The organism is Clostridium sp., assembly GCF_040797585.1.
Lineage (GTDB): Bacteria > Bacillota > Clostridia > Clostridiales > Clostridiaceae > Clostridium_Z.
Genome location: NZ_JBFNEO010000289.1, coordinates 1 through 2,526, shown reverse-complemented (window position 1 = coordinate 2,526; position 2,526 = coordinate 1). Strand labels below are relative to the sequence as shown.

The 2,526-nt window shown below is 26.4% G+C and carries 3 protein-coding genes; all 3 read left to right on the top strand.

What is annotated here, in order from left to right; translation table 11 throughout:
* Positions 1-599 (top strand): HD domain-containing protein (locus AB2369_RS12860; RefSeq protein ID WP_367666872.1); only part of this gene is annotated, 599 nt, incomplete at its 5' end.
* A 269-nt stretch (positions 600-868) separates the two neighbouring features.
* A complete protein-coding gene (locus AB2369_RS12855; protein WP_367666871.1) occupies positions 869-1,966 on the top strand; it encodes a hypothetical protein in 1,098 nt (365 codons plus the stop codon).
* A 154-nt stretch (positions 1,967-2,120) separates the two neighbouring features.
* Positions 2,121-2,526: hypothetical protein (locus AB2369_RS12850; RefSeq protein WP_367666870.1), on the top strand; the 406-nt coding region annotated here is incomplete at its 3' end.

Genomic DNA, 2,526 nt, shown 5'->3' with positions numbered 1-2,526 from the left:
AAATAGACCTTATTTCTAAGGAAGAATTTAAGAGTAAAGAAGCAATAAAATTAAATGAGTATTTTTTTAATAATGAAGATTTTAGAAATAAATTTAAAAAAGCTATAGGAGGTGTATATCAGCATCATAATTATTTAGGGGGACTTGCAGAACATACATTAAATGTTATGTACTTAACTAAAGTTTTATGCTATAGATATAATTGTAGATATAAGGAAATTGCGATTTTAGGAGCTAAGCTTCATGATATAGGAAAAGTATATGAGATGAGTTATGATGGACCATTTAATTATACATTAAGAGGTGACATGGAAGGACATATAATAATCGGAGTGAATATGATAGAAGATGCCTTTAAAGAAAAGAAAGAAATCTATAATGAAGAGTTTAGGGAAAGGCTTAAGGGAATAATTGTTCAACATCATGGAAAAGAGGAATATGGATCTCCTAAGTCACCTAAGACTCAGGAATCTCATATAGTTCATTATGCAGACTATGTAGATGCTATGCTTAATAAAATAGAAATAGTTACTGAAGGTGTAGGAAAAGGACAGTGGACTCCTTATGAAAGAAGGATAGAAGGAAAACTTTTTGTATAAGCCTATGGACATTATTATAGGAACTATATAAAATAGGATTTAACTTAAAGTTTTTAATATATAAAAACATGAGGATAGGATGAAAGTCTAATTATAGAACGAATCTTCCTTCAGGTGGTGTTCTTTCCACCATCTGAAGGTTAGATGAGTTAATCTAGGGGCGTAGCAACTGTTATCGCCCACCTTACATACGGATAGGGGTGTTACAGCTCCTAGCCATCAGATAAAATTAAGATCCACTTTATGTTTAAAGGGAGATGGGGAAAGATATGATCATAATAAATCCTTTTTTAAATGATGATTTATTAAAAAGAATAAGAAGAAGGGTAAAAAAAAGCAATAGCTATATACAATTTTATAAAAATAAGCTTTATAGTCTTCAAGGAGGAAAGCAGTTAGCAAGTGATGACTATTCAAAACAGAAAAAGGAGATAGAAGATCTTAGAAGTACGGTAACCATAGAAGATTTAAAGAGTTCTGATATGTTTAAACTAGATAAATTATTTTATATTATGGTAGAAATTTCAGTGATTTTTATTGGAAGTTTTATGATATATAAATTTTTAGATACATATAAATATATAGTTATGTCAGGATTTTTATTTATATGTATTACCTACTCTATATTAAGTAGAATATTGAAAAAATCTAAGTTAAATAAACAAAGTATTGTGGAAGATTATATAGATGAAGAGGATTTTAATGGACTTAGTAGTGATTTAAGTAGAGTAGAAATAGCTAAGGATGAAGAGTTTTCTAATATAGAAGACCTTATAAATAGGAATAAATCTCTTATAGAAGAGGAAGAAAATAAATCAGAAATAGTATTAGGAATATATGAAGAGGTAGAGAATACTTTAAAATATAAGGACATATTAAATAATTTATTAGAAAAAAATATAAAGGATTATAGTTATATATTAAATGGAGTATTTTTTAAGGAAGATATATTTGTAGAAACTCTTATAATAAGAGGAGAAAATATATTTATTCTAAGATTTTCAGATATGGAAGGTACCTTATTCTATGAAAAAGAAGACCTTCTTTTAGTAAACGAGAAACTTAAGGTTATAAATATGAATAAAGAGATAAAAACCTTAAAAGAAAAAACCATAAATATAGGGAACTTATTAAAACACTCTCAAATAGGATATAAGGAATTAATACCTATAATAATATGCTTTAATGACAAGTGTAATATTAGGACAAGTATACCAGGGATATATCATATAAAAAACTTAAATGTTTTTACAAGAACCTTAAATGATATACAGGATAATCTTATATTTTCTAAGTCTATTAGTGAGTCTATAAAAGAAATTTATATAGATAATACAGAGGAGATTTTAAAAATAAAAAAGTCATAGTACTAGGGAACTTTTCTTAGTACTATGACTTTTGGATTTCCAATAATGACAGTGGTTAAGTTCATAGTGATTAATATTGATAAAGATAATATACAGTGATATATTAAATTATAAATAAAAGATATAATAATATTATTTAAGAGGTGAAGATAATATGATTAAGACTGACTTAAATGATAATATAGGGGAAGAATTTTCAGAAGAATTAGATATTCTAATAAAAGAGACTAAGAATTTTAATGAAGAAATAGAAAAGCTCTATAGAAAATATGTAGGTTTTAATTCAAAGACAGTGGAGGCAATGGATTTAAATCAACTAAATTTCTTATTAAATCATAATAGGATAAAAGACTATAGCAAGATGAGTATTCTTGGGATACTTCTTATAGAGCATGGAGAGAGAATATTTTCTCAAGGAGAAGATGGAGTTAATAAGGTTTTAAAAGGAGTAGAAGTTTTAAGTGATATTTATTTAAACCATAGAGAAAGTAAGGTTTGTTTTTATAAGGCTTATTTATTTAAGTCATTAGATACCCTATTAGATAAAGAAGGTATAATCC

Bases quoted from the DNA above. Each gene is read 5' to 3' on its own strand.
- AB2369_RS12855 (WP_367666871.1), top strand. From the start codon at position 869: ATGATCATAATAAATCCTTTTTTAAATGATGATTTATTAAAAAGAATA.